The 2,888-nt window shown below is 65.3% G+C and carries 1 protein-coding gene; it reads right to left on the minus strand.

Annotation, left to right across the window (positions count from 1 at the left end):
- A partial coding sequence (locus tag H5407_RS23350; RefSeq protein ID WP_183106887.1) for an RHS repeat domain-containing protein occupies window positions 1-1,776 on the minus strand: 1,776 nt, incomplete at its 3' end.
- Between the last annotated feature and the right edge of the window lie 1,112 nt (window positions 1,777-2,888).

Here is a 2,888-nt window from a genome sequence, read left to right on the forward strand (position 1 = left end):
GGTCTTGAGCTGGCCCAGCACCCACTGGCCGAGCTTGTCCTCGTAGCTCAGCGTCTCGCTGAGGCTGCCGCCCGGGCCGCTGCGCTGCTGGCTGGTGACCCGCTCGAAGCTGTCGAAGGCCGTGGCGGTCCAGCTGAAGCTCGTGCCCTGCTGGGTGATGGTGCGCTGCTGCAGCGGGTCGGTGCGCACGGCGCTGGCGCTGTCGCCCATCTGCAGGATGCTGATACCCATCTCGCGGCCGATGCGGTGGCTGCTGGCGGTGCTGCGCAGCACGCCGCCGCTGCTGGGCCCTTCGTCCAGGCGCAAGAGCTGACCCTCGGTGCGGTCCACCCGGGTGCCGAAGACATGCACCAGGCGGCGGCCGTCGCTGCCGTCCACGGTGACGGTCTTGGTGTCGGGGCAGCTGCCGGTGCAGTCGCTCCAGCTGCCCTGGCCGGCCGGGCTGCTGTAGCTGTAGGTCCAGCTCAAGGACGGCAGGCCCGGGCCGCTGATCTGCTTGGCGGTGAGGGCGGTGGTGGCGAAGTAGCGGGGGAAGCGGGCGTAGGTGCCGTACTCCCCGAAGCAGTTCTGCGGCACGTAGGAACGTGCGTGACTCACGGGCTTCACGGTGAAGCTGCCGGTGGCGCCGCTGGGGTGGGTGAAGCTGATCACCCCGGTGAAGTCCTGCACGCCCTCGTCGCCCAGGCCGGCGCAGCCGGGATCCCGGCCGTAGCGCGGCGTGACGCTGATGGCGTCCGCCCCGCTGATGCCGAGCAGACTGCCGTCCGGCTGGGTGACGCTGAGCAGCTCGCCCGCGCTGCTGTAGCTGTAGGTCCAGCTGCGGGTGCCATCAGTGATGCTAGTGACGCGGTCGCTGCCGCTGCCGTAGCTGAGGGTGATGACGCGGCCGTCCGAGCCGGTGATGGTCTTGAGGCGCCAGGGCGCGGCCGGGTCGTAGGCGTAGCTGACCGTGTTGCCGAAGCGGTCCCGCGCCTCGGTGGGCAGCAGCCAGACTTCGTCTCGCAGCAGGGAGGGCGTCCCCACCGCCGTGGCCACCTTGCCCGGCGGCGTGGCGGCCTGCGGGCTGAAGGTGGAGCGGTACATCACGTCCGTCTTGCGCCGGACCAGCCAGTCGAAGCGCCAGCTGACGCCGTCCGGGCTGCGGGCGATGAAGCCCTCGCCCTGGTTGTTGACGCTGGCGGTGGTGAAGGCGTTGCTGGTCAGGGCCGTGCAGCGCAGGGCCCACTGGTGGCGCGTGACCAGCGGGTAGCTCTGGCCGTCGGCCGGCACGGCGGGCGTGGTGGCGCCCACCTTGAGGATCTCGTCGGCGCCGGCGCCGGGCACATAGAGCTGGTGGCCCTTCCAGTACTCCTCCTGGTCCCAGTACGAGTCGCCATTGGTGCCGGTCACGGTGCCGGGGCCGGTGAAGTTGCTGCAGCGGTTCGTGCCCTGGCCCAGGCCGAAGGACCAGCCGTACTTGTTGGAGAAGGTGCCCTGGATGCGCGGCAGCTCCAGGTCCCAGTTGCCGAAGGCGCCCAGGCGCTGGCGCGCGGCATAGCCGGGCACCAGGCGGCGCCCGACGCCCACCCCCAGCCCATCGTTGCCCGGCAGGCCGACATCCAGCTGCACGAACTCCAGCGCGCCGGTGTAGTGGTTGATCTTGTCCCCGAAGAGGTTGGGGCCCAGGGCGCTGACGGCGCGCGAGGCCCGCACCAGCTCGTGCTGCTGATCGTGGTAGGTGTCGGCATTAACCGACGCAGTCGCCAGAGTGACCGCCAACGAAAGACAGCCCTTCATGAGAAGCAATGAGGCTGTTGCACTTAGGCTCTTGCTCCTCTTACCTACCTCATTGCGTCGCCCCATTTGCACCACTCCCATAACACGGTAAGGAAATGGCGCATATATCGAACTTCTTCTCAGACTAGCGCCTCACAGTGAGGTACAGAGCCATGGTTCAGTTCCTGTCGAACCACCAGCGCCGCTCACAAGGCCGGGACACTAACCGACATGGGAAGACACATCACCCCCCCCAAAATTGGGGAGGGAGGAGAAAGAAGAGCGCTTCAGCTAGGCGCACTGGGGCCGCCGCTGATTCCAAAGGCATCGTGGCATGGAGGAAGATGAGATCAGAGCCCCTGCTCAAAGTGAGACTTCAGCGGGCTCCAATCACTACACGCCGCAAAGAGTGGACAGCCCATTCCAGTTCGAGCTTCAGGCCCTCGCCAAAGGCGGCGGGTCGCGAATAGCAGCTTTGCCGCCGGCGAAATCGACGATGCCATTGGCTCAACAGTACAGACATCAGGCTTGGAGGCATGGCAGGCACTGCTTATCGTTTCGCCCGCGATGGCGGCGCTTACCGTTCTACGTATGCATCCAGCAAGTTGGCCTTTGCCTTCAGCGCCGATGGCCACCCGCCCAAGAGTTCGTCTGGAAGCCACCTCGGCCTCTGCGGCAAGACCAATCCAGACGGACCACTCGGCATAGCGGGCCTTTCTCCTATGCGGCGACTGAAAGCCCCGCCGCTCCGCTCATGCCGCTGAGCTGGACATGTAGGACGGCTTGGAATTCTCCAAATTGGTCAACTAAATGTCCCGCGAGTGCATTCCTGGGGGGAAACTTTCCAAATTGAATGTCAGCGTAGGACAGGATGATCGAATAATTTAAGAGTGTCAGATCTTGCCCAGGCCGTGCGCCATTTCGAAAGACTGTCAAAGGTCCAGACTTTGGCTCCTTCGAAAGGGTGAACAAAAGCAAAGACTGTCAGGGGCCGGTTTGCAGCGATGGACTAAACCGCTCTCGCGGTAGCCGCTTCGGCCAGGCTCGCTGCCGCTCGAAGCCCTATTCCTGCCACCGTTGACCAGCGAGGCATTCCGCCTCGCTCTTCAACAGGAGCAGGATCATGAAGCCAT

The sequence above is a fragment of the Mitsuaria sp. WAJ17 genome (assembly GCF_014174515.1).
Lineage (GTDB): Bacteria > Pseudomonadota > Gammaproteobacteria > Burkholderiales > Burkholderiaceae_C > Roseateles_B.